This window comes from Falsochrobactrum tianjinense (assembly GCF_019100495.1).
GTDB classification, from domain to species: domain Bacteria; phylum Pseudomonadota; class Alphaproteobacteria; order Rhizobiales; family Rhizobiaceae; genus Brucella; species Brucella tianjinense.
The window spans coordinates 1-740 of record NZ_JAHRVA010000021.1 but is presented as its reverse complement, the minus strand read 5'-3'; the positions used below and the strand labels follow the sequence as shown (position 1 = coordinate 740).

Sequence of the window (740 nt, the reverse complement as noted above, 5' to 3'; positions counted from 1 at the left end):
ATTGTTGCTTGAGTGAAAGCGGTGCGGTTGAGCCGAAACTAGCTTGCAGCTTTCGCATCATGTGAAGGAGTTCGATGTCGGCAATCGTGATGCTGGCAGCGGCTTCAGACTTGAAGCCGAGCATGGATCGTATCCGTCGTTTGACACGGCGATGATCCTGCTCGATGGTGTTGTTCTGGTATTTACTGGAACGGATGACGATGGGCTTGCCACCCTGTCGCAACCGGCTCTCGGCATTGCACTGCATGATGGCCGTCCGATTGGCCTGGCTTCCGTCAATAGTGATCTTCTCTGGCCTGCCATATCGGGCCAGCACCTTGCGGATAAAGCGTTTGGCAGCTTTCAGGTCGCGATTTCTGCTGAACAGGAACTCGACGGTATTGCCGTTGTTGTCGATGGCACGATACAGATAAAGCCATTCACCTTTGACCTTCACATAGGTCTCATCCAGATTCCATTTGCGTGTGATCGGACGCTTCTTCCGATTGAAACGCTCAAGCAGCACGGGGCTGAAATGCAGAACCCAGCGGTGCACCGTCGAATGGTCGAGCGCGATGCCACGCTCGGCCATCATTTCTTTCAGATTGCGCAGGCTCAAACCGTAAGCCAGGTACCATCGAACACACAGAAGGATAACGGACTTATCGAAATGGCGGCCTTTAAACATCGAATAATCCAACTTTATTGAAAGCTAGAAACCTATAATAGCGTTCATTGACGAAACGTTTGCAACAGAACCG

The 740-nt window shown here is 51.5% G+C and carries 1 protein-coding gene; it reads right to left on the bottom strand.

Going from position 1 to position 740, the window contains the following annotated elements:
- The coding region (locus KUG47_RS16695; protein ID WP_217679194.1) for an IS6 family transposase at positions 1–667 on the bottom strand (667 nt) is incomplete at its 3' end.
- Between the last annotated feature and the right edge of the window lie 73 nt (positions 668–740).